The sequence below is a fragment of the Amycolatopsis sp. YIM 10 genome, assembly GCF_009429145.1.
Classification (GTDB): domain Bacteria; phylum Actinomycetota; class Actinomycetes; order Mycobacteriales; family Pseudonocardiaceae; genus Amycolatopsis.
This window is the reverse complement of the sequence record NZ_CP045480.1, coordinates 250,258-276,146: the sequence shown is the minus strand read 5'-3', so window position 1 is coordinate 276,146 and position 25,889 is coordinate 250,258. Positions and strand designations below refer to the sequence as shown.

The 25,889-nt window shown below is 68.8% G+C and carries 27 protein-coding genes and 1 tRNA gene; 12 read left to right on the top strand and 16 right to left on the bottom strand.

What is annotated here, in order from left to right; translation table 11 throughout:
* The first annotated feature begins 21 nt into the window (after positions 1–21).
* Complete coding sequence (locus YIM_RS01350; protein ID WP_153028605.1) at positions 22–1,203, top strand: S8 family peptidase; 1,182 nt, start codon at positions 22–24, stop codon at positions 1,201–1,203.
* A gap of 67 nt (positions 1,204–1,270) precedes the next feature.
* On the opposite strand, the gene YIM_RS01345 is transcribed toward YIM_RS01350, so the two are convergent.
* The 5 genes from YIM_RS01345 to YIM_RS49905 all read right to left on the bottom strand — a co-directional run bounded on the left by YIM_RS01345 (position 1,271) and on the right by YIM_RS49905 (position 4,439).
* On the bottom strand, positions 1,271–1,867 hold the full coding sequence (locus tag YIM_RS01345; RefSeq protein ID WP_153028604.1) for a hypothetical protein: 597 nt from the start codon (positions 1,865–1,867) through the stop codon (positions 1,271–1,273).
* 216 nt (positions 1,868–2,083) lie between these two features.
* Complete coding sequence (locus YIM_RS01340) at positions 2,084–2,908, bottom strand: hypothetical protein (RefSeq protein WP_153028603.1); 825 nt, start codon at positions 2,906–2,908, stop codon at positions 2,084–2,086.
* A gap of 180 nt (positions 2,909–3,088) precedes the next feature.
* Complete coding sequence (locus YIM_RS01335; RefSeq protein ID WP_153028602.1) at positions 3,089–3,265, bottom strand: hypothetical protein; 177 nt, start codon at positions 3,263–3,265, stop codon at positions 3,089–3,091.
* Positions 3,266–3,361: 96 nt separating this feature from the next.
* Positions 3,362–4,048 carry a Crp/Fnr family transcriptional regulator gene (locus tag YIM_RS01330; RefSeq protein ID WP_153028601.1) on the bottom strand — a complete coding sequence of 229 codons (687 nt, stop codon included), beginning with the start codon at positions 4,046–4,048 and terminating at the stop codon, positions 3,362–3,364.
* A 79-nt stretch (positions 4,049–4,127) separates the two neighbouring features.
* Positions 4,128–4,439 carry a DUF1918 domain-containing protein gene (locus YIM_RS49905; RefSeq protein ID WP_370468941.1) on the bottom strand — a complete coding sequence of 104 codons (312 nt, stop codon included), beginning with the start codon at positions 4,437–4,439 and terminating at the stop codon, positions 4,128–4,130.
* Between YIM_RS49905 and YIM_RS01320 the strand changes: the two genes are divergently transcribed.
* On the top strand, positions 4,438–4,737 hold the full coding sequence (locus tag YIM_RS01320; protein WP_153028600.1) for a DUF2277 domain-containing protein: 300 nt from the start codon (positions 4,438–4,440) through the stop codon (positions 4,735–4,737). The genes YIM_RS49905 and YIM_RS01320 overlap by 2 nt on opposite strands.
* Before the next feature lie 520 nt (positions 4,738–5,257).
* On the opposite strand, the gene YIM_RS01315 is transcribed toward YIM_RS01320, so the two are convergent.
* From YIM_RS01315 to YIM_RS01305, 3 genes are all read right to left on the bottom strand, one after another.
* A complete protein-coding gene (locus YIM_RS01315) occupies positions 5,258–6,127 on the bottom strand; it encodes a hypothetical protein (RefSeq protein ID WP_153028599.1) in 870 nt (289 codons plus the stop codon).
* A gap of 329 nt (positions 6,128–6,456) precedes the next feature.
* Positions 6,457–6,544, bottom strand: a tRNA-Ser gene (locus YIM_RS01310).
* Positions 6,545–6,568: 24 nt separating this feature from the next.
* Positions 6,569–7,036 (bottom strand): MarR family winged helix-turn-helix transcriptional regulator, encoded by a 468-nt coding sequence (locus YIM_RS01305; protein ID WP_153028598.1) that lies wholly within the window; start codon positions 7,034–7,036, stop codon positions 6,569–6,571.
* Positions 7,037–7,566: 530 nt separating this feature from the next.
* On the opposite strand from YIM_RS01305, the gene YIM_RS01300 reads away from it, so the two are divergent.
* Positions 7,567–8,472: a neutral zinc metallopeptidase gene (locus YIM_RS01300; RefSeq protein ID WP_153028597.1), complete on the top strand. Its 906-nt coding sequence runs from the start codon at positions 7,567–7,569 to the stop codon at positions 8,470–8,472.
* Between the two features lie 56 nt (positions 8,473–8,528).
* On the opposite strand, the gene YIM_RS01295 is transcribed toward YIM_RS01300, so the two are convergent.
* Positions 8,529–10,064, bottom strand: a complete 1,536-nt coding sequence (locus YIM_RS01295; RefSeq protein WP_153028596.1) for a M28 family metallopeptidase — start codon at positions 10,062–10,064, stop codon at positions 8,529–8,531.
* Between the two features lie 202 nt (positions 10,065–10,266).
* On the opposite strand from YIM_RS01295, the gene YIM_RS01290 reads away from it, so the two are divergent.
* A complete protein-coding gene (locus YIM_RS01290; RefSeq protein WP_153028595.1) occupies positions 10,267–11,244 on the top strand; it encodes an NAD(P)H-quinone oxidoreductase in 978 nt (325 codons plus the stop codon).
* Here the strand turns inward: YIM_RS01290 and YIM_RS01285 are convergent.
* Positions 11,241–12,440 carry a cysteine desulfurase-like protein gene (locus YIM_RS01285; protein WP_153028594.1) on the bottom strand — a complete coding sequence of 400 codons (1,200 nt, stop codon included), beginning with the start codon at positions 12,438–12,440 and terminating at the stop codon, positions 11,241–11,243. The genes YIM_RS01290 and YIM_RS01285 overlap by 4 nt on opposite strands.
* 91 nt (positions 12,441–12,531) lie before the next feature.
* Between YIM_RS01285 and YIM_RS01280 the strand changes: the two genes are divergently transcribed.
* The 5 genes from YIM_RS01280 (at position 12,532) to YIM_RS01260 (ending at position 16,835) form a co-directional block, all read left to right on the top strand.
* The gene (locus YIM_RS01280; RefSeq protein ID WP_153028593.1) at positions 12,532–13,101 is read left to right on the top strand and encodes a bacterial proteasome activator family protein; all 570 of its coding nucleotides are present in this window, start codon (positions 12,532–12,534) and stop codon (positions 13,099–13,101) included.
* Positions 13,102–13,344: 243 nt separating this feature from the next.
* Positions 13,345–14,112, top strand: a complete 768-nt coding sequence (locus tag YIM_RS01275) for a class I SAM-dependent methyltransferase (RefSeq protein WP_153028592.1) — start codon at positions 13,345–13,347, stop codon at positions 14,110–14,112.
* Positions 14,113–14,157: 45 nt separating this feature from the next.
* Entirely contained in the window at positions 14,158–15,108 is a 951-nt protein-coding gene (locus YIM_RS01270; RefSeq protein ID WP_153028591.1) for an ABC transporter permease, read from the top strand.
* Between the two features lie 9 nt (positions 15,109–15,117).
* Complete coding sequence (locus tag YIM_RS01265; RefSeq protein ID WP_153028590.1) at positions 15,118–15,933, top strand: ABC transporter ATP-binding protein; 816 nt, start codon at positions 15,118–15,120, stop codon at positions 15,931–15,933.
* 2 nt (positions 15,934–15,935) lie between these two features.
* Positions 15,936–16,835 (top strand): glycosyltransferase, encoded by a 900-nt coding sequence (locus YIM_RS01260; RefSeq protein ID WP_153028589.1) that lies wholly within the window; start codon positions 15,936–15,938, stop codon positions 16,833–16,835.
* Between the two features lie 91 nt (positions 16,836–16,926).
* On the opposite strand, the gene YIM_RS01255 is transcribed toward YIM_RS01260, so the two are convergent.
* The 3 genes from YIM_RS01255 to YIM_RS01245 form a co-directional block, all read right to left on the bottom strand.
* Complete coding sequence (locus YIM_RS01255) at positions 16,927–18,387, bottom strand: hypothetical protein (RefSeq protein WP_153028588.1); 1,461 nt, start codon at positions 18,385–18,387, stop codon at positions 16,927–16,929.
* A gap of 11 nt (positions 18,388–18,398) precedes the next feature.
* Positions 18,399–18,803, bottom strand: a complete 405-nt coding sequence (locus YIM_RS01250) for a hypothetical protein (protein ID WP_228005109.1) — start codon at positions 18,801–18,803, stop codon at positions 18,399–18,401.
* A 133-nt stretch (positions 18,804–18,936) separates the two neighbouring features.
* Entirely contained in the window at positions 18,937–19,719 is a 783-nt protein-coding gene (locus tag YIM_RS01245; protein WP_153028586.1) for an ESX secretion-associated protein EspG, read from the bottom strand.
* A gap of 118 nt (positions 19,720–19,837) precedes the next feature.
* On the opposite strand from YIM_RS01245, the gene YIM_RS01240 reads away from it, so the two are divergent.
* On the top strand, positions 19,838–20,083 hold the full coding sequence (locus tag YIM_RS01240; RefSeq protein ID WP_153028585.1) for a hypothetical protein: 246 nt from the start codon (positions 19,838–19,840) through the stop codon (positions 20,081–20,083).
* Here YIM_RS01240 and YIM_RS01235 read toward each other — a convergent pair.
* The 3 genes from YIM_RS01235 to YIM_RS01225 all read right to left on the bottom strand — a co-directional run bounded on the left by YIM_RS01235 (position 20,080) and on the right by YIM_RS01225 (position 23,608).
* Positions 20,080–21,081 carry an acyl-CoA dehydrogenase family protein gene (locus tag YIM_RS01235; protein WP_153028584.1) on the bottom strand — a complete coding sequence of 334 codons (1,002 nt, stop codon included), beginning with the start codon at positions 21,079–21,081 and terminating at the stop codon, positions 20,080–20,082. The two genes, YIM_RS01240 and YIM_RS01235, sit on opposite strands and share 4 nt — an antisense overlap.
* Positions 21,082–21,122: 41 nt before the next feature.
* On the bottom strand, positions 21,123–23,084 hold the full coding sequence (locus YIM_RS01230; protein ID WP_153028583.1) for a glycosyltransferase: 1,962 nt from the start codon (positions 23,082–23,084) through the stop codon (positions 21,123–21,125).
* An 86-nt stretch (positions 23,085–23,170) separates the two neighbouring features.
* The gene (locus YIM_RS01225; protein ID WP_153028582.1) at positions 23,171–23,608 is read right to left on the bottom strand and encodes a GtrA family protein; all 438 of its coding nucleotides are present in this window, start codon (positions 23,606–23,608) and stop codon (positions 23,171–23,173) included.
* Positions 23,609–23,702: 94 nt separating this feature from the next.
* On the opposite strand from YIM_RS01225, the gene YIM_RS01220 reads away from it, so the two are divergent.
* Together YIM_RS01220 and YIM_RS01215 are read left to right on the top strand one after the other, a co-directional pair.
* Complete coding sequence (locus YIM_RS01220) at positions 23,703–25,085, top strand: FAD-binding oxidoreductase (RefSeq protein ID WP_194240006.1); 1,383 nt, start codon at positions 23,703–23,705, stop codon at positions 25,083–25,085.
* Positions 25,082–25,837 carry a decaprenylphospho-beta-D-erythro-pentofuranosid-2-ulose 2-reductase gene (locus YIM_RS01215; RefSeq protein ID WP_153028581.1) on the top strand — a complete coding sequence of 252 codons (756 nt, stop codon included), beginning with the start codon at positions 25,082–25,084 and terminating at the stop codon, positions 25,835–25,837. Before YIM_RS01220 ends, YIM_RS01215 begins: the two co-directional genes overlap by 4 nt.
* The last annotated feature ends 52 nt before the right edge of the window (positions 25,838–25,889 follow it).

Sequence of the window (25,889 nt, the reverse complement as noted above, 5' to 3'; positions counted from 1 at the left end):
CACCAGTCGAATGGAGTACCCATGGCGAACATCCGCAAGCCCCTGTACGCGGGCCTGCTGGCAGCGGTGACCGGTCTGACCGTCGCGATCGGCGGGACCGCCACGGCCCAGCAGCCGGAGGGAGAGATCAGGGGCGCCGGCAGCGAAGCCGCCATCGCGGGCAGCTACGTGGTCAAGCTGAAGGACCAGATCGGCATCAGCTCGGTCGACGGCACCGCGGCGGAACTCACCGCGAGACACGGTGGTTCGGTCGGCCTCACCTACACCGCGGCGATGCGGGGCTTCTCGGCCGCCATGAGCGAGACCCAGGCGAAGCGGCTGGCCGCCGACCCGCGGGTGGAGTACGTCGAGCAGAACGCCACGCTGACCATCCAGGGCACGCAGAACAACCCGGTGTGGGGCCTGGACCGGATCGACCAGCGCAACCTCCCGCTGAGCAAGACCTACACCTATCCCAACGGCGGTGAAGGCGTCACCTCCTACATCGCCGACACCGGGATCTACATGCAGCACCCGGACTTCGGCGGCCGGGCGACCAGCGGTTACGACTTCATCGACAACGACACCAACGCCTCCGACTGCCAGGGCCACGGCACCCACGTCGCGGGCACCGTCGGCAGCACCACCTACGGCGTGGCCAAGGCCACCAGCCTGGTCGCCGTGCGCGTGCTGAACTGCTCCGGTTCCGGTTCCTACGCCCAGATCGTGGCCGGTATCGACTGGGTGGCCAAGAACGCCAAGAAGCCCGCGGTGCTGAACATGAGCCTCGGCGGGGGCGCGGCGTCCAGTGTGGACACCGCAGTGCGCAACGCCAGCAACGCGGGTGTGACCGTGGTCGTGGCGTCCGGCAATTCCAACGCGAACGCCTGCAACTACAGCCCGGCCCGCGCGCCGGAAGCGATCACGGTGAACGCCACCGACTCCAGTGACAACCGGGCGAGCTTCTCGAACTACGGCACCTGCTCGGACATCTTCGCGCCGGGCGTCAGCGTGACCTCGACCCGCAACGGTGGTGGCACCGCGTCGATGTCGGGTACCTCGATGGCCTCGCCGCACGTGGCCGGTGCCGCCGCGATCTACCTTTCGGCCAACCCCTCGGCCACCCCGGCCCAGGTGCAGACCGCGATGAAGAACGCCGCGACGAACAACGTGGTGAAGAACCCGGGTTCCGGTTCGCCGAACAAGCTGCTCTACGTCAGCTGACCCACCCGCACACGACACCGGCCCGCCGCGTTTGCTCCGCGGCGGGCCGGTTCTTTGTCGTGGCGACTCAGCGGCCGCCCCGCGCTTGGGAAATCATCTGGTCGAACATCGGGCCGATGAACTGCTCCACCTGCTCCTCGAACTGTTCCACCGGGTTCTTCGGTTTGGGCTGCGTGGTTTTGGCGGGCAGGTCGTCGCGGGCCTCGCCCGCGCTCGCCACCGGAGGCTTTTTCTTCTCGGGCTTCTTCTTGGTCTCCGAAGCGGCGACCACCGCGGTGGCCTGCTTGGGCTCCGCCTTCGGCTCCGGCGTGGTTTCCGTTGGCACGGGCGGCTTTTCCACCACCGGCTCGGGCTGGGCGACCACCCGCGGCGGTGCCTGCACCGGCGCCTGCGCGGTCTCCAGCGGCGCCTGCGCCGGCTCCACGCCGTGGGTGCCGAGCCAGCCGACAAAAAACAGCGCCGCGGCCGCGCCCATCAGCAGTGCGGCGTGGCGCAGGCCACCGCGCTCGGCGGGATCCATCGGCTCGCCGACGCGACGGCCCGCTTCGCTCGCGCCGATGATCCCGGTGCGGTCGTGCAGGTTCGCGGGTGCGAGCGTGCCACTGGCCGGTCGCCGCGAGCGGCGCTGCCGGTCTTGCCGGTATTGCCGAAAAGTCCGCGTCACCAGACCAAACCTCCGATGCTTGGTGTCACCGGCTTTGCGCCGACAGTGACCACGCGAGTGAGGCGAAGCTACCAGCGCGTTCACGCCCGGCGGAACCACACCCGGCCCACTTCCCGTGCCGGTGCGCCGAGAACAACTCGATCGGGTGACGGACAAATCGGCGAGCCGGCGGGCCGTTCGCCCCCCTTCGGCGAACGGACCGCCGGCTCGGCTCGTTCAGTGATCAGCCGGGCCGGCCGGGTCAGCCGGATTTGCCTGGCTTCCCGATTCCGCACTACTCCGACGCAGGTGGGCGATCAACCGTTCCCTCAGCGCGGCACCGGCTGGTTCCGGTTCGAGCATGCCCATCGCGTGCACCGCGCGGTGCCGCGCCGGGCGGGAAATGGTCGGGATCCGCTCGTGCTCCACGTCGACCCCGGCGAGCAGGCGCGCGGCGAGCGCCGGGTCCCCGCTGGTGACCAGTCTGCCCAGCGCGCCGCGGTGCATCTGGCCCAGCCGGAGACGGCCCTCCGGGTGCCCGGCGCGGCCGCGCACCGCGGGATCGACCCGCAGCCGCACCACGCACGGTCCAATGTGGAGCGCCGGGTCGGCGGTGAAGAACTCCAGCTGCGCGTTGAGCTCCGCCTCCGCCTCGGCGTAGTCGTCGATGTCGTAGCCGGCGGAGATCCGCCGCAGGAACGCGGTCAGCGCGGGCCGCACGGTGGCCGCGACGTCACGCACGCGGCGCCGCACCACCTGGCCGGGGCTGTCCACCCGGCAGGTGCAGCGCACCTCGGCGTCGAAGAGCAGATCCGGGTCCTCGGCGGGCAGCGGTTCGGTGAACCCGAGTTCGTGGTCGGCCAGGTCCACCACCCACGACCGCAGGTAGTTGCCCAGCCAGGCATCCGGCACGCGCCCGTCCGCGTCCACCACCACGGGTTCGCCTTCGCGGGGTTCGAGCACCAGCGCGGTGCCCCGGCGCGGCGGCGTGATCGGCGCGAACAACCGGACCGCACGGGGGCGGCGCACTTCCAGGATCGGGTCGAAGGTCGGATCCGCCACCAGCACTCCATTCTCGGAAAAGCGCCAACGCAGCCTGCGGATCGGAAATAAATCTCCGATCCTGCGCTGAATGCCGTACGCGGCCAGTCTCAAAGGAAGCAGCAGGAAAAAACAAGGCCGTACCAGTGACAAAAAAGATGACGTTTCGAGGACAACTACCGCCGAGCGGAAGTGTCCAGCTCAGCGCCCGTCCGCCTGCTCGTACACCGTCGGCGCCACCGGGGTGTAACCCGCCGAAACCGGTTCACCGAAAACCGGGTTGAGTTGCACACCAAGAACGAAACCGCTGATCAGGCCGACCAGCAGGGCGGTGGCGACAATCCTGATCATCAGCGCCGGAGCGCACATCATTCGCATCGGGAATCACCTTTTCCGGTAGCCATTTACCGTCGCAAGATCACGATATCCCGGCCACTGGGAACCTTCTGCGTCAAATGACGTGCAACGCCGAACTCAGCGCGCACTCTCGTCCAGCACGGCCCGCAACGCGGGCACGCGCACCTGGATCCGGCCCCGGCCGGTGGACACCACACCCCGCCGCCGGAGCTCCTCCAGAACTCTGGTCACCGAAACCAGTGACGCGAGCACCATGTCCGCCAGCTCCCGCTGAGTCAAGCGAATCGTCACCAGTTCCCCGGATCGGCTCTCCGCGCGCGCCAGTTCCAGCAGGCACTGCACGGTGCGTCGCCGGGTGTCGAGGCGGTGCTGGTGGCGGTGCAGGTCGCTGTCGCGCAGGCGCGCCACCGCGTTGGTCAGCACCGGCCAGGCGATGCGGGGGTGTTCGCGGCACAGCGCGGCGAAGCGGACCGCGGGCACCACCAGCGCGCGCACCTGCCGCAGCACCTGCACGGTTGCCGAGACGGGGCCGCCGTCGACCGCGGCCATGTCGCCGACGATCTCCCCGGCGCCGCGGCGGGTGAGAACCGTGCGGTTGCCGCTCGAGTCGGCGCGGAAGACCTCGACCAGTCCGCCGTAGAGCACAAAAACGCCGTCCGCGGCTTCGCCCTCGCGGCACAGCGTGGCCGGGCGCGGATAGGAGCACAGCGCGCCCGCGCCCGCGAGCGCCTGCCGGTCAGGTGGCTCCAGCGCACCCCAGAAGGTGTCCGGGCCCGCCTGCGGCAGCGGGTCACGCCAGGTCACGGGCCGCGCCCGGCGCACGGTGGCATGACGGGCATGACGGGCATGACGAAGTTCCCCTCCCCCGGCCGGTTCGTCCCGCTCAGGCGTCCCGGTTGCGCACCACGGAGTCCGCTCCGGGGCTGACCAGCGCCTCGTGCCCGTCGGGGAACCGCACCCGGTACGGCGGCGTGCCGTCCGCGCCGAGCACCTCGACGATCTCGGCGAACCGGTCCTGCTGGCCGACCACCCGGCCGTGGGTCAGCAACTGGTCGCCGACGCTTGCCTGCATGGTGTCCTCCCATCTTCGCCGGTTGTTCCAGGATGCCCGGTACGCGCGCGGGAGCACAGCGTGCGCCAGGGTGAACTGCGTTTTCGAGCCCGATTCGAGCCGGGCGACGTACCCTGGTGCCATGTGCCGCAACATCACCAACCTGCGCGGGCTGGAGCCGGTCGCCACGGACGACGAGATCCAGGCCGCGGCGGAGCAGTACGTCCGGAAGGTCGGCGGGGTCAGTTCCGTCTCGAAGAACAACCGCGAGGCGTACGAGCTCGCGGTCGCCGAGATCGCCGCCGCGACCGAGAAGCTGATCAACTCCCTGCCGGCGCGGCGCAAGCCACCGGCTGTGGTGCCGCCTTTGCGCCGGCCCGAGGTACAGGCGAGGATCGCCGCGCGCGAGGCAGCCAAGGCCGCGAAGGCCGCGGGCGCCTGATCCCAGCGTGCGGAGCCTGGCGCTTCTGCGCCCTGGCCCTGTGCAGCGCTCAACCCTGTGCAGACGGACTAGTATGGCCTAAAATCTGCCGGAGCATGGCGATGTGAGTCTCACCCGAATCTCACATAACGGCTGCTTTTTGTGTCGAAACGGCTACGGTGCAAGACCTGTCGTGCATCAATCAGCGGACGGTCGTTTCGACCTGACCGGCGGTCGAATTCTTATAGTCCCGCCGAACTGCATCCGTCAGTCACCGCACGCGAGGCACCGGTTGACGCGTAAGTCGCCGAAGTGAAGATCATTGCTCGATAGTGTTGCGCACACTGGTCAACGCGGCGTGTTGCTGCCGTGACAGCCGGTACCGAGGTAAGAAGCACCAGCAAGTGTCGACAACGAAAAGTGGGAGATCTTCACATCATGGCACGTATTGGCGGAGAGAGCGGCAACTAGCCCACCGTGGGCTCGCCGCAACGCGTTGGGGCGACAGGGGGACGCGGTGCCGCGGCGCACGCTGCCCCTGTCAAACCAGTTGCAGCCTCATGCCAACGCGCTTGCCAGTCGGTACGTTGTAGCCTTCGAACAGGAACTCTCGCCTGCCCTCGTTGGTGCGGGTATCGACCTTGTACCCGGTGTCGGCGTCCGCGAACCCCAAGGACGACGAGATGGCGTTGCAGCCCTCCGGCAGCACGACGAGGTAGGAAAGATAGTCAATAATCGCCGGCCTTGCGAAATTGAACGAGAATTCGTCCGTGCGCCGGGACATGAGCGGCTGCGCCTTTCCCGGCCACCACCAAGAGATTTCCAGGTGCAGCTTTGTTCCGTTCCGAACCGGCGCATGGAGGTGATAGGTCAGGGTCAGCCTCCCGTCACCATCCCACATCCGGGTCACCTCGGAATCCGGGACGCGAGTTCCATCCTCCTGCAGGAGGTATATGTTGAACTTCGCCCTCTTCCATTCCTTCGCGGGCTGCTTCCAGTTCGGCCCGAAACGGAACTGCAGGAAGTAGATCTCCTTCCTGGTCGTCACCAGCTGCACGTCCACGCTGCCACGCACGTCGCCGTTCTTGGCTATACGCGCCACCTCGCGCCAACTGCTGATCCGGTACGGCGCCTTCGGGCGCTCGGCGAGGAATTGACAATAACGGGCCAGAAGATCTTGGTATCGCGCCGACTCCTCCCGAAGGCGGCGTCGGTCCCTGAGCAGCAGGAGACCGGAGAACACCATGGTGACGATGCCGAAGAGGAGCACCCCGATCTTGACCATCGGGACACCTGGCACGGCAGCAAGGGCAACAGTGATGCCGATGATGGCCAGCGCTCCGCGGAAGACAGCAGCCGGACCTCGCTCGTCGAGTTGCTTGTCGAACCACTCAATCAAACTCTTCAGCATCTGCCGGAGCCTTTCGTCAGATTCAGCTTCGACACCACCTACAAGTTGCATCACGCTACCGGAGCGTTGACCTGACGTGCTCAGACTGTTACCGAATGTGAGAATATCGAGACCTGTCGGCGCTTCCGTGGGAATTGCGTCGGAGGATTTGCATTTCGCCGTTTCGGGTAAAGCCCATTCACCAAATGGTCCAGTGGCAAGAACTGCCCGAAGCAGCCCGCCACATGCAGCTGCGCTCCGTGACGGGCAATGCACGTTCGGCCGAACCGCCCTAGCTCGAGCGGAGCTACGGGCCCCGGCGGCGGTAGAGCGAACTCAAGCCGATGGCATGGCGGAAGCGGAGGGATTTGAACCCCCGGTTGGTTTCCCAACGCTCGCTTTCAAGGCGAGTGCATTCGGCCGCTCTGCCACGCTTCCCTGCCCCGAGCCTAGCGCCTCGGGTTACCAGGCGCCCCCGAGGTGGTTGTTGACGCGGGTGAACGCCTCCCCCAGCACCACCTGCTCCTCTTCGGTGAGCAGATCGATCAGGTGCGCCCGCACCCCCATCACGTGCGTCGGCGCGGCCCGTTCGAGCAGCGCCCGGCCACTGTCCGTGAGCACCGTGATCACCCCGCGGCGATCGTCCGGGTCGCGTTCGCGCTGGACGTGGCCCTCGTGCTCCAGCCTGCCCACCTGGTGCGACAGCCGGCTCTTCGTCGATCCCAGCATGGCCGCCAGCTCCGACATCCGCGCCCGGCCGTCCTCGCTGGCCGACAGCGCCACCAGCACCTCGTAGTCGATAAGCGAGAGGTCGTGTTCCTCGGCGAGCTCACGGTGCAGCCGCTGCCGCAGGTGCAGGGTGGCGACGATGTACGACCGCCACGCGAGCATCTCCCGCTCGCTCAGCCACCGCGGCTCTTCCTCGCTCATGCCACGCAGAGTAGAACCCGCGCCCGCCTCCTCCGCAGCGGGGATCTTCCGCCGAAAGTGGCTGCCGAAACGGTTGTCTGCGCGGCATCGGAGGCGCATCCTGGTCGCAAGCGGATGGCACGACCCGAACCGCGGCACACCGGCCAGGCGCGCCGGGACGGGCCTCCACCCGGGAGAGGGTTAGGTGGTGCAGTGACGAATGATTCCTCGCGGTTGACCGCCGGCTGTGTCCCCACGACCGGGGCGAACCAACAGGCGACCAGGTCGTGATTGTGAACAGCACGAGCGCGGGTATTCCACGTGCGCTCGGGTCTTGAAACGCGCATTTCGGCGTCGTTCGAGCCGGTGTTCGGTGTGGCCTCCGTGCGCACACCGCCGGTGCTCAGGCGCCGGCCCGGCGATGCGGCCGACCGCGTCAGTTTTTCCATGACAACCTCGGTAGTCCTGGGTGCCGTTCCCGCCAGGGGGCGCGCACCCAGGCTTTTTTCTTGCCCAGGCGGGGTTTCCCGGCGGCGACTACCCTTTGGCGGGTGCGATTCGACGAAGGCGCGGGCCTCGACCTGTCGGAGGTCTCCGATCAACGCGGTGGCGGCGGGATCGGCGGCCGGGTTGCCATCGGCGGGGGCGGGCTCGGTGTGCTCGGCCTGGTGGTCTACTTCCTCTTCGCCCAGTTCGGCGGGGTTTCGCCGAACGGGTCCGGGCTGTCCGGCCTCGGCTCCGGCCAGCAGGCCGACAACTCCTCGCTCTCCTCGGAGTGCCGCACCGGCGCCGACGCCAACCGGAACCGGGACTGCGCCACCGTCGCGGTGATCAACTCCATCCAGGACTACTGGGCCGCCCAGTTCGCCCGTTCCGGGCAGACCTATCGCAAGGCCACCACGAACTTCTTCAGCGGCGGTGTGCGCACCGGCTGCGGCAACGCCACCTCCGACGTCGGCCCGTTCTACTGCCCCGCCGACTCCGAGGTCTACATCGACCTGGCGTTCTTCCAGGAACTGCGGTCGCGCTTCGGCGCGCAGGGCGGCCCGTTCGCCGAGGCGTACGTGCTGGCCCACGAGTACGGCCACCACGTGCAGAACCTCAACGGCACCTCGGACCGCGTCCGCAGCCGCAGCGGCCCGGCGTCGGACTCGGTGCGGCTGGAACTGCAGGCCGACTGCTACGCGGGCGTCTGGGCCAACCACGCCACCACCACACCGACCGAAACCGGCAGGCCGCTGGTCACCGAGATCACCCAGGACGACATCAACCGGGCACTGGACACCGCCGCCCGCATCGGCGACGACTACATCCAGCGTGAACTCGGCGGCGGCCGGGTGGACCAGTCGAAGTTCAGCCACGGCAGCTCGAAGCAGCGCGAGAAGTGGTTCACCACCGGCATCACCACCGGTGACCCGGCGCGCTGCGACACCTTCAGCACCCGCGACCTGGGCTGAGCGCGAAGAAGGGGCCGTGAGCACCCGGCTCACGGCCCCCTTGGAACAGCTGCCGATCAGGCCGCGACGTCGTGCGTGTGCTCGGCGTGGGCCGAGAGGCTGCGCTGCGACTTCCGCTGGTCAGCAACCTTCTTCTGGTTCTTCGCACCCTGCGGGCTGACCCCGTTGACCTCTTCGGTGCTGATGCCGTAGGTGGCGGTCACCCAGGCCAGCGCGTCGGAGTTGCGGTCGAGGGCCTTGCGGTCCACGTTCCCGAGGTTGTCGCACGGCTGGTGGTAGCACGGGTCGTAGGCCACGCCCGCCTTGCCGCCCCACTTCGCCGCCTGCGCCTCGGTCTTGACGCCCTCGGCACCGGTGAACAGGCCACCGGCCGGGATGCCCAGCGCGATGAAGCCGCCGTAGTCGGACCGGCCGCTGAAGTCGGTGTCCTCCACCGCGACGCCCTGGGTACCGAGGTAACCGACGAACTGCTGCTCGATCTGGGCCGAACCGTACGGGCCGGGGCCGGAGCCCTCACCGGCCGAGTCGTCGCCGTCGTAGGCGAAGTACCCGGCGTTCGGCGAGCCGATCATGTCGAAGTTGAGGTACAGCGCGATGTCCAGCTGCTGCTCGAAGCTGAGCTGCGCGGTGTAGTAGTCCGAGCCGACCAGGCCGAACTCCTCGGCACCCCACCAGGCGAAGCGCACCGCGTTGTTCACCTTCGGGCTGCCGCCCAGCTGCAGCGCGGTCTCCAGCAGGCCGGCCGAGCCGGTGCCGTTGTCGTTGATCCCGGCGCCGCCCGGCACGCTGTCCAGGTGGGCACCGGCCATCACCACGTTGTCCTTGCGGCCGGTCTTGGTCTCGGCGATCACGTTGTAGGTGCTGCGCTCCTCCTGGATGGTGCGCAGTTCCAGGGTGACCGAAGCGCCGTTCTGGCCGGCCAGCGACTCACCGGCGGCCTTGGTGATGCCACCGGTCGGGATCTTCGCCGACGCCGGGTCACCGAGCGTGCCGTTCAGGTCGCCATCGGTGTTGTTGTAGATGATCGCGCCGACCGCACCGGCTTCCGAGGCCGCCTGCTGCTTCTGCGCGAACGAGCAGGCACCGCGTGAGACCAGCACGATCTTGCCGGTCACCCCGCTGTAGTCAGTCGCTTCACAGCCGGGCGTGGCGTCCGACGGGACCACGGCCAGCGGCGCGGTGATGCCACCGACCGGCGTCGACGGGCTGTAGGTCATCACGATGATCGGCACGTCGGCCCCGGCCACCTCGAGGCTCTCGGCGAGCGTCTCCGAGTAGGTGAACGGGAACTGCTGGCGGGTCACGGTGAAGCCCGCGGCCTCCAGCTTGCCCGCCACGTACTCGGCTGACTTGTCGTAACCCGGCGTGCCGGCGGCCCTGGTGCGGCCGTTCTGGTCGGAAATGCGCTGGAGGGCGATCAGGTGCCGGTTCACGCCACCTACGTCGACCTTCTTCACCAGCTGCTTGGCCAGTGCAGGCCCGTCCGGTGCCGCCTGCGCCTGCGCGCCGGCGGCCGGGGCGGTGCCCAGCGCCAAGCCCGCGCAGGCGGCCAGAGCGACCGCGGGCGCGAGCTTTTTTCTCACGGATGACATCGAGCGGTTCCCCAATCTCACGTGGAATCGGCAGCCGGCTCCGCATGTCCCCCGACACAGCCGGTTACCGCAGTGCGCATCACCTTCAGCTGTTTTCCGTTCCTGGTCAAGATGCATTCGTTGGATTCCGCGACAGTGACCGTTTAACCGTTGTTTACCGGCGCCGGTAACGAATCGACATTGTGGGTTTATGGTCGACGGTATGCACGCGATCACGATCACCGAACCAGGCGGCCCGGAGAACCTTCGCTGGAGCGAGGTGCCCGATCCCGTACCCGGCACCGGCGAGGTGCTGGTGGACGTCGCCGCCAGCGCGGTCAACCGCGCGGACCTGCTGCAACGTCGCGGCCTGTACCCGCCGCCGAAGGGGGCCAGCGAGATCATCGGCCTCGAGTGCTCCGGCGTGATCGCCGAGCTGGGCGAGGGCGTCGAGGGCTGGTCCGTCGGCGACGAAGTGTGCGCACTGCTCGCCGGTGGTGGCTACGCGGAGAAGGTGGTGGTGCCCGCCGGGCAATTGCTGCCGGTGCCGGGCGAGGTCAAGCTGATCGCCGCCGCCGGACTGCCCGAGGTGGCCTGCACGGTCTGGTCGAACGTGGTCATGCACGCGGGCCTGGCCGAGGGCGAGGTGCTGCTCGTCCACGGCGGCGCCGGCGGCATCGGCACGCACGCGATCCAGGTCGGCAAGGCGCTCGGCGCGACGGTGGCGGTCACCGCGGGCTCGGCGGACCGGCTCGACCGCTGCCGCCAGCTCGGCGCCGACCTCACCATCAACTACCGCGACCAGGACTTCGTCGAGGTGCTGCGGGCGGAAACCGGTGGCGCGGACGTCATCCTGGACAACATGGGCGCGTCCTACCTCGGCCGCAACGTGGACGTGCTCAAGCCGGACGGGCGGCTGATGGTGATCGGCATGCAGGGCGGGGTGAAGGGCGAGCTGAACCTCGGCACCCTGCTCGGCAAGCGCGCCAGCGTGACCGGCCTCGGGCTGCGCGGCAGGCCGCTGGAGAACAAGGCGCGCATCGTCAGCGCGGTCCGCGAGCACCTGTGGCCGCTGATCGAACGCGGCGAGGTGCGGCCGGTGGTGGACCAGGTGCTGCCGATGGCCGAAGCCGGCACCGCGCACACCGCGCTGGACGAGGGCGGCGTGTTCGGCAAGATCCTGCTCGCCGCGCGGTCCTAGCGCAGCTCTTCGAGGACGCGCACCAGCTGGTTGATCTCGAAGACGTTGGAGTAGTGGGCGAGGCCGATGCGGACCGCTCCGCCGACCTCGCCGACTCCCAGCGCCCAGAACACCCCGCTGGTGCCGTCGTCGGCGAACGCGCAAAGTCCTTGCGAGGCAAGGTATTCGGCCACCTCGGGCGATTTCTTGCCGGCCACGGTGAAGGCCAGCGACGGGATCCGGCGCATCGCGTCGCCGATCACCATCACGTGCCGCAGCGAACGCAGTTCGGTGCTCAGCTGGGCCAGCAGGCCCGCGTGGTACGACTTCGCCGAACCGAGCGAGGTGACCAGTTTCTCCCGCCGGGAGCCGATCGCGGCATCGTCCAAACCGGACAGATAGTCCACCGAGGCGACCAGCCCGGCGAGCAGCGGATAGGCGTGCGGGCCCAGTTCGAGCCGGGCCGGGCCGCGTGCGTTGGCCTCCAGCGAGGCCGACGGCAGCCGCTCCAGCAGTTCCGGATCGCGGAAGACGAGCGCGCCGACCGCGGGACCGCCCCAGGCCTGCGCCGAGAGCACCATGATGTCCGCGCCCAGCTCCTGCAGGTCCAGCGGCACGAACGGGGCCGCGTAGGTGGCGTCCACCACCACCAGCGCGCCGACCCGCTTGGCGAACTCGATGATCGTCGGCACGTCGGGCCGGGTGCCCACCGAGCCCGAGGCCAGCGTCACGGTGACCACCTTGGTGCGCGCGGACACCAGGTTCTCGTACTGCCAGGCGGGCAGCTCGCAGGTCTCGATGTCTATCTCGCCCCAGCGCACCACCGCGCCGACCCGCTTGGCCGCGCGGCGCCACGGCGCCAGGTTCGCCTGCTCGTCGAGCCGGGAGACGACAACTTCGTCGCCGATGGTCCACCGCTCGGACAGCGCGTCCACCAGCCGCTGGATCAGCACCGACGCGCTCGCGCCGAGCACCACCCCGGACGGCTCCGCGCCGACCAGGTCGGCCACCGCCCGCCGGGCCGCCGACACGATGCTCTCCGCGCGCTGCGAGGCCGGGAAAGCACCACCGGGCCCGGAAACCGGGGCACGCATCGCGGTGGAGACCGCCGAGGCGACCTGCTCGGGCACCAGCATCCCGGCCGCTCCGTCGAAGTGAATCCAGCCATCACCCAGCGCGGGGAACAACCCGCGAATCCGAGCGACGTCGAAGGCCATGGGCACACGGTACGGAGCCCGGGAATCACGGTGTGCTCCGGGGTTGGCCTGCGAACCGCGTGACCAGCCACGGACCAGTAGGCTCGGGGGCATGACCGAGCCGAATCATCCGAAAGCAGACACGAACGGCGAGTCCGCCCAGCACGTCGTGGTGGTCGGGCCGGACGGGTCCCCGGTCGGCACGGCCAGGATCGCGCCGAGCGAAGAGGCCGAGCAGAACGAAACCGTTGGTGACCTCGTCGAAGAGCCCGCCAAGGTGATGCGCATCGGCACGATGATCAAGCAGCTGCTCGAAGAGGTTCGCGCGGCACCGCTGGACGACGCCAGCCGCAACCGGGTCCGCGAGATCCACGAGACCTCGATCAAGGAGCTGGAGCAGGCGCTCGCGCCGGAGCTGCGCGACGAGCTGGAACGCCTGGTCTCGCCGTTCACCGAGGACACCACGCCGACCGACGCCGAGCTGCGGATCGCGCAGGCCCAGCTGGTCGGCTGGCTGGAAGGGCTGTTCCACGGCATCCAGACCGCGTTGTTCGCCCAGCAGATGGCCGCGCGGGTGCAGCTGGAGCAGATGCGGCGCGGGCTGCCGCCCGGCGCGTCGGCCTCGACCGGCGGCGGCGAGAACCCCGGGCCCGGCATCAGCGGCACCGGCCAGTACCTCTAGGCGGTTGACGGCCCGGCCCCCGCTCCACCGGATGCACCAGTGGCGGGGGCAACGGGCCTTATAACTCAACTACCGGTTCACGGCGAGTCGGCGCGTGCGTACACTCCTGGCTTTCGGCGCGGCCTAGGCATCGGGGCGATTGGGGACCCCGGACCCCACCAGCCGAGCCTGCGAACGAGGGAGGCCCCTGCGGTGCGCGACAGAATCCATCAGCTGCTCAGAGGTGAAGCAGTGCGCCGGTCGATGCGCGAGAAGTTCATCCGCGCCATGGCCGAGGTGATGGAACCGTTCCAGAACGAGCAGCGCGAGCGCCTCGACCGGCTCGAACACGAGCTGCGCCAGGACGCGAAGCACGCCTTCGACCGGCTGGTCGAGTTCGAGGTCCGCAGCAGGCGGGACATCGTCTACGCGGCCGACCAGGAAGCCGCGATCGAGGCGAACCGCTTCGTGCGCAACCACATGCCGACCGCCCCGCACTTCGGCGATCCGCACGCCACCCTGGAGCACGCGCTCACCCTGGCCCCGGCCGAGGGCATGGCACTGGAGTTCGGCGTCTACACCGGGACCACGCTGAAGATCATCGCCGCCGCGCGCAACGGTGAGGTGTACGGCTTCGACTCGTTCCAGGGCCTTCCCGAGGACTGGCGCAACGGTTTCCCCGCCGGCACCTTCACCGTCGACGGGCTGCCGGACGTCTCCGGCGCGGAGCTGGTGCCCGGCTGGTTCGACGAGACGCTGCCCAAGTTCCTCGAGGAGCACCCCGGCCCGGTGGGCTTCCTGCACGTGGACGGCGACCTGTACAGCTCGGCGAAGACCGTGCTCGACCTGGTCGGGCCGCGGCTGATCGAGGGCAGCATCGTGGTCTTCGACGAGTTCTTCAACTATCCGGGCTGGCAGCGGCACGAATACCGGGCGTGGATGGAGTACGTCGGCGCGACCGGCGTGGAATTCACCTATGAGGGTTACACCTACTCCGACGAGCAGGTCATCGTCCGCATCGGCGGGCGGTGAGGGCTGGTCTCAGTCAGGTCGAGCTCGTCGGTACCCTCGTATCTCGTGCACGCCACCAGCACCATCGAACAGGTTCCCGCGCCCCCTGCGGTCTCCGACAGCCGCACGTTCAAGCGCGCCATCCGCGATCTCCGGCAGGGCTACGCCAATCGTGAGCTCTGGAGCCATCTCGGCTGGCAGGACATCAAGCAGCGCTATCGCCGCTCCGTGCTCGGCCCGTTCTGGATCACCATCAGCCAGGGTGTCATCGCGCTCGGGCTCGGGGTGCTCTACGCGGTCCTGTTCGGCGCGCCGGTGGCGACCTTCCTGCCGTACGTGGCCACCGGCCTGATCGTCTGGACGTTCATCAGCGGCTGCCTCACCGAAGGCATGGAGTGCTTCATCTCCAACGAGGGGCTGATCAAGCAGCTGCCCTCGCCGCTTTCGGTCTACGCGCTGCGCACGGTGTGGCGCCAGATGCTGATGTTCGCCCACAACATCATCGTCTACGTGATCATCATGCTGATCTACGTGGGCACGCTGAGCGGGCCGTACACGCTGACCGGCAACGGCACCTGCGGTGGCGCGAACGCCGCCTGGACCTGCCACCCCGGCATCGGCTTCGACATCCTGCTCGCCATTCCCGGCTTCGTGCTGGTCGCGATCAACGCGGGCTGGGTGACCATGCTGCTCGGCATCATCTCCACCCGCTTCCGCGACATTCCCCAGGTGATCAACGCGCTGGTCCAGCTGCTGTTCTACCTGACCCCGATCGTCTGGCCGCTGGACCAGGTCAGCGCCGTCGGCGGCAACCGGCACCAGCTGGCCGAAACCGTGCTGCCGATCATCCAGCTCAACCCGATCTACCATCTCGTCCAGGTGGTCCGCGCGCCGCTGCTGGGCCAGCACCTGAGCATCTACAGCTGGCTCGCGGTCGCCGGGATGGCGATCGTCGGCTGGGCGCTGGCGCTGGTCGCCATGCGCAACTACCGTGCCCGCGTCTCGTATTGGGTGTGACAGGAAACAATGGTCAGCATTGAAGTTCGCAACGCCTACGTCGACTTCCCGATCTTCGACGCGAAAACCCGCTCGCTGAAGAAGAAGGTGATCGGGAAGGTCGGCGGCAAGATCGGCACCGGCAGCCGGATCCCGATCATCGAGGCGCTGCGCGACGTGACGATCTCGCTCTCCGAAGGGGACCGGGTCGGCCTGGTCGGCCACAACGGCGCCGGCAAGTCCACCCTGCTGCGCCTGCTTTCGGGCATCTACGAGCCCACCCGCGGTTCGGCCCGCGTGGTCGGCAAGGTGGCGCCGGTGTTCGACCTCGGCGTCGGCATGGACCCGGAGATCTCCGGCCTGGAGAACATCATGATCCGGGGCCTGTTCCTCGGGATGACGCGCAAGGAGATGGAGAAGCGGGTCGACGACATCACCGAGTTCACCGAACTCGGCGACTTCCTCCAGATGCCGCTGCGCACCTATTCGACGGGTATGCGCGTGCGACTGGCGCTGGGCATCGTCACCTCGATCGATCCCGAGATCCTGATCCTGGACGAGGGCATCGGCGCGGTGGACGCGGCGTTCATGGCCAAGGCGCGCGACCGGCTCAAGGACCTGGTCCGCCGCTCGGGGCTGCTGGTCTTCGCCAACCACTCCGACGAATTCCTCGCCGAGTTCTGCGATTCGGCGATCTGGATGGACGAGGGTGAGGTCAAGCAGCACGGTGGCCTGCGGGAGGTGCTCACCGCCTACAAGGGCCGGGATCCCTTCCAGAGCCTGAGCCAGGAGGCGCTGGAGCGGATCGGGCAGGCCCCGGTCCTGAGCGGGAACGGCGGCGAGTAGACGTGGAGCAAGCGCTGGCGGCGGGTTCGGTGGTGGCCGTGGTGGTCACGCGTCACCGGCGTGAACTGCTCGCGGACTCACTGAAGATCATCGCCGCGCAGACGCGGCCGGTGGACCACCTGGTGGTCGTGGACAACGGGCCGGACCAGTCCGCCGAAGACGTGGTCGCCGGGTTCCCGTTGCCCTACACCTACCTGCCGTCACACCGGAACCTCGGCGGGGCGGGCGGTTTCGCGCTGGGCATGCTGCACGCGCTCTCGCTGGGCGCGGACTGGGTGTGGCTGGCCGACGACGACGGCAGGCCCGCGGACGAGAACGTGCTGGCGGTGCTGCTGGAGGTCGCCGAGCAACGCGATCTCGCCGAGGTTTCGCCGGTGGTGACGAACATCGAGAACCCGGACAAGCTGGCGTTCCCGTTGCGGCGCGGCCTGACCTGGAAGCGCTCGGCTTCGGAGCTGGGCGAGGACTTCCTGCCGGGAATCGCCTCCCTGATGAACGGCGCGCTGTTCCGTTCGTCCACTTTGGACGTCGTCGGCGTGCCGGACCTGCGCCTGTTCTTCCGCGGCGACGAAGTCGAACTGCACCGGCGGCTGGTGCGCTCGGGGCTGCCGTTCGGCACCTCGCTGCGCACCACGTACCTGCACCCGGACGGCTCGGACGAGTTCAAGCCGATGCTGGGCGGGCGGTTCCACGCGCAGGACCCGTCGAACGAGGTGAAGCGGTATTACACGTACCGGAACCGCGGTTACTTGCTGTCGCAGCCGGGCATGCGGAAGATCGGCGCGCTGGAAATCGTCCGGTTCGGCCTCTACTTCATCGGCGTGAAGCGGGATCCGAAGGCTTTTGTGCAGTGGCTGAAGCTGGTGCGCCAGGGACAGCGGGAGCACTTCTTCCGCTACTGACCGCGCATCTTTCCTCGGCCCAGACCAGCGTGTCGCCGATTTCCAGCTCCACCTCGGTGCCACCGGGCGGAAGCGGCTCGAACTGCTCCCGCTACTCGCCGATCACCGGGGGCGCGGTGCGCTGGTCGGTACCGAAGATCTCGTCCGGGTCGCCTTCGAGCAGGTAGGCGGGCCTGGTGTGCTCCTGGTCCTCTTCGCCCTGGCCACCACGGCCACCGGCACCACCCATGCCACCGGCGCCCATGCCACCGGCACGACCGGCACCGGCCCCACCGGGACCGCCCATGCCGCGACCGGCGGCTTCGGCCGCACCCACACCACCCGGCTTCGCCATTCCGGCACCGGACGAGGAACCGCCGCCACCGGGGCCGAAGCCGGGAGTACCGGCTCCGCCGCCACCACCGCGGCCGATCTTGCTGTTGTAGTCACCGGCCCCGCCCCCGGGCCCGAACTGGTTCATGCCGCCCATCGGCATCGGCGCGTACGGGCTGGGGTTGGTCGTGTTGAGGTTCTGCCCGCCGGGATTGCTGAAGTTCGGCGGCTGGTAACCGGCCGGGTTCGTGTTCGACGGCAGCGAACCGGCGCCGATCTTCGAACCGTCCTGCATCGGCGGCGGGGTGCCCACCGAGCCACTGCCGATCCCGCCCGAGCCCGAGCCACCACCGGCACCGGAACCGCCGCCCGGGATGTTGCCCGCCGAGCCGCCGTTGAAGCCGGACCCGCTGGTGCCGTCGTTGCCGTTGCCACCCGGCGGGGTGACCGAGCCACCGCCGCCCGTGTCGAACTTCGGCGGTTCGGCGAACACCGGCTGCTTCGAGGCGGCCTCGTACAGCTCCTTGTCGTAGTCCGCCATCACGCCGGCCGCTTCGGTGTGCGCCTGCTGGCTCTTGTGGTAGGTGTCGATCGACTCGTTGATGTTCGACATCAGGTCGAGCGGATTGCCACCCCACTTCTCCATCTCGGTGTTCCAGTCGAACGGGATCTCCTCGGGCATCTTGTTCTTCGCCCTGGTGGCCGCGTCCGCCTGCTGGAACATCACCTCCGAGGCCAGCTTCGCGTTCTCGGAGTTGCCGTCCGACCAGGTGGCCAGGCTGCTGAAGTACTTGCGCGCGGAGCTGGCGCCCTCGCCCTCCCACGCGCCCATGGACTTGTTCACCGCGTCACCGAGCGAGGTGGCGAAGTCCTTGAAGTCCTTGTGCAGCTGGTGGTAGGCGTCGGAGACCTCGACGATCTGCTCCGGCTTGAGGTTGTTGTTCACGTACCCGCTGATCTGGGCGTGGTCGTGACCGAGGTAGTCGGCGTCGGACGGCTTGAGGCCCTCGACGTACTGGACGTCGCTGCCCGAGGTCAACGTCTTGACGTTGTTCTCGCCCATCTTGTCGGCCTGCTCCTGGGCCTTCATCCTGGCCTGCATCTCCAGGATCGGGCCGAGCAGCCAGCTGTCCTGCGGCACCCCGTTGGCGGCCTGCTGCTGCAGGTAGGCGTCGCGCTGCGAGGGCGACATCTCCTGCAGTTCCTGCGGGGACTTCGGCGCGGAGGACGGCGTGGTCATCTAAGTTCCCCTCAGACGTTGTAGGTGGCCACGTCGGACTGGGCCGTCGCTTCGGTCTCGTCGTAGATGCCCGCGGCGCGCTGCAGCGCTTCGGTGGCCTGCACGAGCACCTGGTCGAACTGCTGGAGCACCACGTTCGCCGAGCCTGCCTCGTTGTCCGCGCCCTTCTGGTCGTGCGCGGCCACGGTGTGCCCGTAGTCGTGGCTGCCGAGCTGCGGGATCCGCGTGAGGGCGGAGTTCATGGCCATCTGCTTCAGCAGCTGGTCCCGCATTTTGGTGATTGAAGCGATCATGTCGTGGACGGCGCCCTCTTCGATCTTGAACGCACCGGACTTGGCCGCGTCGACCAGCTTCTGGGTCTCGGCCTTGGTGGAGGCGATCGCGTCGGCGTTCATCGCGCCCGCGAGCGGTTTCATGCTCAAGAACGCGCCTTCAGCGGGAATCATCCCGGCCCCACTCCTCACCTGCTGACAGCTGTGCCCACGGGGATTCTACTCAGCACTCCGACGCTGGTGAATCACGAACGGTTCCGCGTGCAAATGAGCACGCTCACAGATGACCCTCGAGCTGCTGGAACAGCTGCTGGGCGATGCGCGCGTTGTCGGCCGGGGCGTAGGTCAGCCACTGCTGGCCGTCGGCGGCCTGGCGCATGGTGCTGAAGTAGCGGCCGTCCTCGTTGTCGAACCAGGCGATCGGGGCCAGGTTCACCGCGGTGCCTTCCTGGGTCCGGACGAAGGCGGTGAACTGGCCGGTCCGCTTCTTCGGCTTCTCGAAGATCCGCTCGACCGCGCGCAGCTGCGGGGGCGCCACCGAATGCGACCGCGGCGCGGCGACCCCGGCGAACGGGTCGTAGCCTTCGTCACCGCCACGCGGGCGCTTCGGGCGCGCGGCCGGCTTGGCGATGGTCACCGACTGGCCGGGGCCGGGCGGGACCATCGGCAGCAGGTCGACGATGGCGGGCACCACGCCGGTGGGCCGCGCCTCTTCGAAGACCAGCAGGTTCTCGTCCTGGCGGACCATCACGCCGAACTGGCCGTTCGTGGCGGACCGGGCGAACAACCGCTTGCCGCCTTCGAGCTGTGCGGCCGCGGTGATCGCCACCGGTGAGCGGACGAAGGTGCCCAGTGCGATTTCGACGTCCCCGTCGAGGCGGCCGCGGCGCAGCATCCCGCGGGACTCCAGGTCGCGGAAGACCGCGTCGCGCACCTGCGCGCGCTGGGTGTGCGTGGTGCCGATGTGCGGCACCTGGAAGGGAAAGGGCGCGCGGCCGAGGCGGGTGTGCTCGAGCAGGATGTCCACCGCCGCCAGCGACAGCGAGAACGAGTGGGCCATTTCCTCTTCCCCCGGTTTACGCGTGGAACTCCTCGCCACAGCACGTTAGCCCACCCCAGCTCTCCGCTGTCAGCGAACCGCCTTGTCCGTGCCTGATCAACGCTGCTGTGCTGGTCCCATGAGCGAATCCAGGCCCGCACTCGTCGTCCATCTGGCCACCGGCGGGGAGCCGCTGGTCTTCGCCCTCGAACCGGACGTCGACCTCGTCGAGTTCCAGAAGCGGCTCCGGCTGCAGCTGGAGCACGGCTCGGTGGACGCGGTGCGGACCAAGGAGGGCACCACGGTTTTTGTGCACTACGGCAAGGTGGCCGCCGCCTACGTCGAAGACCTCCAGCGCAAGGGGAAAGTCTTCGGGCTGCACTAGCGCACGAGGAGGTCCAGCAGGGCGGCTTTTGTCTGCGGGCGGGAGGCCGCGATCAGGGTGAACACCGACTCGCGGGCGAGCCGCTGGGGGTGGTTCGCCCGGAGCACGCTGGTGCTGCCGGTGGCGGTGACCAGCACGCCGGCCGCGCGGTGGGCGAGTTCGGAAGCCGCCGCGCGAGCCGGGTACAGCAGTTCGAGGTCCGCCATCCCGGCGTCGAGGCGGCGTCGGACGTCATCCAGTTCGGCACGCAGCTTCGCGGCTTGCTCGGTGTCGCCGAGCAGCCGGATGATCCGGCCGGTCAGGCCGCATGCGACACAACCGTTGAGCCGGGAGCCGACGACCTGCCCGGCGAGCATCTGCTCGTGGGTGATCTCGCTGACCACTTGGCTCGACGGCAGCTCGTACCCGTCGAATTCGAGGCGGACGGTGCTGGTGGCCTGCGCCGCGACCAGGTCGAGGCCCTCGACCAGCAGCGTGCGCCCGGCGGCCGGCTCGACCAGGCCGTTGATCACCTGGTCCCCGTCGCGGGCGGAGACCTGGAGCAGGTCGACCGCACCCCAGCCGCTGACGAACGGGGCCTCGCCGTGCAGCCGGAACCCGCCGTCGACGCGTTCGGCCCGCAGCCGCGGCACCGGCGGAATGGCCCCGGCGAAGGCGACCCCGAAGCGGGTCTCGCCCTTGAGCGCGGCGGCGAGGTGCTGGTCGCGCAGGTCGGTGTTGGGCGTGGACGCGAGGGAGAGCACCACGCCGTGGTGCTGCATCCAGGTGAAGGTGGTGCTCAGGCAACCGCCGGCGAGCGTCTCCAGCACGGCGACGATCTCGGGCAGTTCGAGGCCGGGGCCGCCGACCTCGGCGGGCGCGGCGAGCCCGTAGAAGCCCTCCTCGGCCAGCAGGTCGAAGTGGCCGGGTGGCACCTCGCCGCTGGCGTCGACCGCGTTGGCGGCCGGGAAGAACACCTCGTCGGCGATGCGCCGGGCCCGCTCAAGAAAATCGCCCATGGACTTAGGCTAACCTAAGTCCATGGGCGGAACTCACTAGCTCACAGCTCGTAGAGACGCGTCCAGTTCTCGCGGCTGGTCAGTTCGGGCATGGCCCGCTTGTACTGCTCCTGCACCGCGGCGCCTTCCTTGCGCAGCCGCTGCAGCACCTTGACGCCGCGCTTGCCCAGCTCGAACATGCGGTCCCGGTCGTACTTGCGGACCCGCACGCCCTCCTGGGAGGCGTCGGTCACCACGGCGGTGTCGAACAGCGAGATGTGCCACCAGTTGGCCTCGTCGTTCGGCACCGCGCCAAGGCCGAACCGGTGCTTGCCGAGCAGCCGGTCGATGATGCGCTTGAGCAGGATGATCCGCTGCAGGCTCGGCCGCGGCGCCGAGTTGATGATGCCGATGTCCGAGGACGCGATGCCCGGCACCTCGGTCGCCTTGTGGCGCTTGGTCTCCGGGTACTCCTCGCGGATCCGCCGGATCTCCTTCATCGCCGCGACGCCGCCGTCACGCAGGACCTCCGGGCCCTCGAGGAAGTCCTCGACCGCCTTGATCAGCGTGGCCGACAGGCCGTACTGCATGCCCAGCAGGTACCGCACCAGCTGCGCCACCAGCACGCGCGAGAGCAGGTTCAGGTTGAACGGGCTGTGCAGCGCGGCGGTGATGATCGAGTTGCGCAGGTTGAAGTACCGGTGCCACTCGTCCCAGTCCTTCCAGCCGAAGTCGGCGTGCCAGACGCCGGCCCCGGGCAGGGTGACCGTCGGGAAGCCCTTGCCGCGGGCGCGGTAGCTGTACTCCGCGTCGTCCCACTGGAAGAAGAACGGCAGCGGGTAGCCGATCTCCTTGACCACCTCGTACGGGATCAGGCACGACCACCAGCCGTTGTACCCGGCGTCGAGGCGGCGCTCCTGGCGGTTCGGCTTGCCGGTCTCCTCGTCCACGCCGAGCAGGTCGGCGGTGTTCAGCGAGTGCTCCACCGGCTGCCCGGGCTCCAGCGTGTTCAGCCGGGCGTACTCGGCGCCGACGTGCAGCTGGTCCGGGTGCAGCAGGTTGAGCATCTGGCCGCCGACGATGATCGGGTTGGCGGCGCGGTTGGAGAACGCGGTCAGCCGGATCACCAGGTCCGGCTCGAGCAGCACGTCGTCGTCCATGAACAGCACGTTGGCATGCTCGGTCTCGGTGTGCCCGGCGACCTCGTACAGGCCGCGGGTGAAGCCGCCGGCGCCACCGAGGTTCGGCTGGGTGATGTAGTGCAGCTTGTCGCCGAGGTCCTTGACCACCTGGGCGAAGCCCTCGCGGGTCTCCACCCGGTCGGTGCCCTGGTCGGCGACGTAGATCGCGTCGAGGGTCTCCAGCGAGTTGAGGTCACCGGCCAGCGCCTGCAGGTTCGACAGGCAGTCGTCGGCGCGGTTCATCGTGCAGATGGTGACCGCGGTCGGGCGGATCTGCTCCGGCGAGTCGACCGTCCAGCGCACGCCCTCCACGGTCAGCCGCTGCCCGGCCTCGGTGGACAGGTCCAGCCACAGCGCGCCGCCGTCGTAGAACTTGTCGATCTTGGCTTCGAGGGTGACGTGGGTGGCGTCCGCGCCGGTGATCTCCCGCGCGGTGACCGTGCGGTGCTCCCCGTCGAAGTCGGAGGCGCCGATGGTGAGCAGGCCGTCACCGGTGACGGTGGCCTCCACCCGCACCTTGTCCGCGGTGGTCCAGCGCTGCCAGTAGCTGGCCGGGAACCGGCCGAAGTAGGTGTTGCCGGACACCTGCGCCGACGGCTCGAGGGTGACGCCGGCGCGACGGCGGGCGGCCACGCCCAGCGTCACTTCGGCGTAGAGGTCCTTCGAGACCACGTCGGACGGGCCGGCGAACAGGCCGCGCTGCGCGAGCAGCCGATCCTGGGGGGCGCGCTCGGAGAACACCGTCTGCTCCTCACCGGAAGCGTTCGGGCGGGTACCGTTCGGCGCCGCCGGGTCCTTGACCGCCGCGCCGCCGGGCTGTCCGGTCACTGCTTTACCGGGCATTAATCCTCAGTCCTCCAAGGGGGATTCCAACACGCGGTCACAAAGTACAGGTTGAGTCTGTGAAGTCTTCACAGACGGTCACTGAGTCACGACTTCTCGCGAAACACGACCCACTTGAGCATCACGAAGTTGATGGTCGTCGCCATGCCCTGGGCGATCACCCAGGCCAGCGCGACCCGCCAGCGGAAATCGGGGAGCAGGCTCAGCGCCAGCGCGTTCGCGCCGACGTTGACGAAGAACGTGACCGTGTAGAGCAGGACAAAACCGCCGACCTGCCCGGCTCCGCCGGTGCTGCCGGCGTTGAAGGTGAACCGGCGGTTCAGGAAGTACGCGGTGGTGGTGCCCGCGATGAAGCTCACGGCCTTCGCCAGATGCACCCAGGTCCCGGCTTGCAGCAGCAGCCAGTAGAGCCCGGAGTCGACCAGCGCGCAGAAGCCGCCGATCAGTACGAACCGGACGAGCTGGCCCAGTAATCCGGGCGTGGCCGATCGGTCCGGGACCGCCTCTGGCTCGGTTGCCACCACCGCGCTACCTCATCGACCTGGGGTCATTGACGGCAGCCAGTGTAGAAGCGGTTGGTTAAAGGCCCGTGATGGGGCGGTGGCTACCCTGGTCCGGGTGAGCCATCCGAGCCCGAAACTCCAGACCGAGCGGCGGACACTGACCGGCTGGGGGCGCACCGCGCCGACCGTCGCCGAAGTGCTGAGCACGCCCGATGCCGACCTGATCGCCAAGGCGGTTGCCCAGGCGGGCGGCCGCGGAGTGATCGCACGTGGCCTTGGCCGCTCCTACGGCGACCCGGCGCAGAACGCCGGCGGCCTGGTGATCGACATGACCGCGCTGAACCGGATCCACTCGATCGACCCGGACAGCGGTGTGGTCGACGTGGACGCCGGGGTGAACCTCGACCAGCTGATGCGCGCGGCGCTGCCGCACGGGCTGTGGGTGCCGGTGCTGCCGGGCACCCGCCAGGTGACCATCGGCGGCGCCATCGCCAACGACATCCACGGCAAGAACCACCACTCCGCGGGCAGCTTCGGCAACCACGTGCTGTCGATGGAGCTGCTCACCGCGGACGGCCAGGTGCGCACGCTGACCCCGGAGGGTCCCGAAGCGGAACTCTTCTGGGCGACCGTGGCCGGGATCGGCCTGACCGGCATCATCCTGCGCGCGCGGATCTCGATGAAGAAGACCGAGACCGCGTACTTCGTGGTCGACGCGGATCGCACGAACAACCTGGACGAGACGCTGGAGCTGCTCACCAACGGCTCGGACCGCAACTACGACTACTCGATGTCGGTGCCGGACCTGATCAGCCGCGACGAGCGGCTGGGCCGGGCCACCTTCTCCCGCGGCTCGCTGGCCAAGCTGGACGACCTGCCGCCGAAGCTGCGGGCCGACCCGCTGAAGTTCGACGCGCCGCAGCTGCTCACCCTGCCGGACGTGTTCCCGAGCGGCCTGGTCAACAAGCTCACCACCACGCTGGCGGGCAACGTCTGGCTCCGCACGGTGCCGAAGAAGGGCCTGCGCGGCAAGATCCAGAACCTGACGCAGTTCTACCACCCGCTGGACATGCTCAGCGAGTGGAACCGCGGCTACGGTTCGAAGGGCTTCCTGCAGTACCAGTTCTCCGTGCCGTTCGGGGCCGAGGAGCAGCTCAAGGGGCTGTGCCTGCGGATCGCCGAGTCGGGCCACTACTCGTTCCTGAACGTGTTCAAGCGGATGGGCGACGCCAACCCGGCGCCGCTGTCCTGGCCGTCACCGGGCTTCATGCTCAGCGTGGACTTCCCCATCCGGGGTGATCTCGGCCGGTTCTGCACCGAGCTGGACGAGCACGTGCTCGCGGCGGGCGGCAGGCTCTACACGGCGAAGGACTCCCGCACCGCGCCGGAGACCTTCGCGAAGATGTACCCGCGCCTGGACGAATGGCGCAAGATCCGCAATTCCGTTGACCCCGAGGGCGTGTTCGCGTCCGACATGAGCCGGAGGCTGGGACTTTGATCGACGCCGTGGGAAACCCGCAATCGCTGCTGCTGCTCGGCGGCACCTCGGACATCGCGCTGGCGATCGCCGAGAAGTACCTGAGCGCCGCCCCGCTGCGGGTGGTGCTGGCGGCCCGGCCGTCCGACCGGCTGGAAGCGGCCGCGCAGCGGCTGAAGAACGCCGGGGCCGAGGTGTCCACGGTGAACTTCGACGCCAAGGACACCGGCTCGCACCCCGCGGTCATCGAGCAGGCCTTCGCCGGTGGGGACATCGACGTCACGGTGGTCGCGTTCGGGCTGCTCGGTGACGCCGAGGAACTGTGGCAGGACCACGCCAAGGCCGTCGAGGCGGCCACGGTGAACTACACCGCCGCCGTCTCGGTGGGCGTGGCGCTGTCGGAGAAGCTGAAGCAGCAGGGCCACGGCACCGTCATCGCACTGTCCTCTGTGGCCGGTGAGCGGGTGCGCCGGTCGAACTTCGTCTACGGCTCCACCAAGGCCGGTTTCGACGGCTTCTACCTCGGCCTCGGCGAGGCGCTCGCCCCGCACGGCATCAAGATCACCGTGGTCCGCTCGGGCCAGGTCCGGACGAAGATGACCGAGGGCATGAAGGACGCGCCGCTGACCACGGACGTCGAGCAGGTCGCCGCCACCGCGGTCGACGCGGCCCGCCGCGGCAAGGAACTGGTGTGGTCGCCCGCGCCGTTCCGGTTCGTCATGTCGGCGCTGCGCCACGTGCCGCGGCCGATCTTCCGCAAGCTGCCGGTCTGAGTAAGAGGGCGCGCGAATAGGGTCGGTGGATGGCCGTCGTGATCGAGGTGGT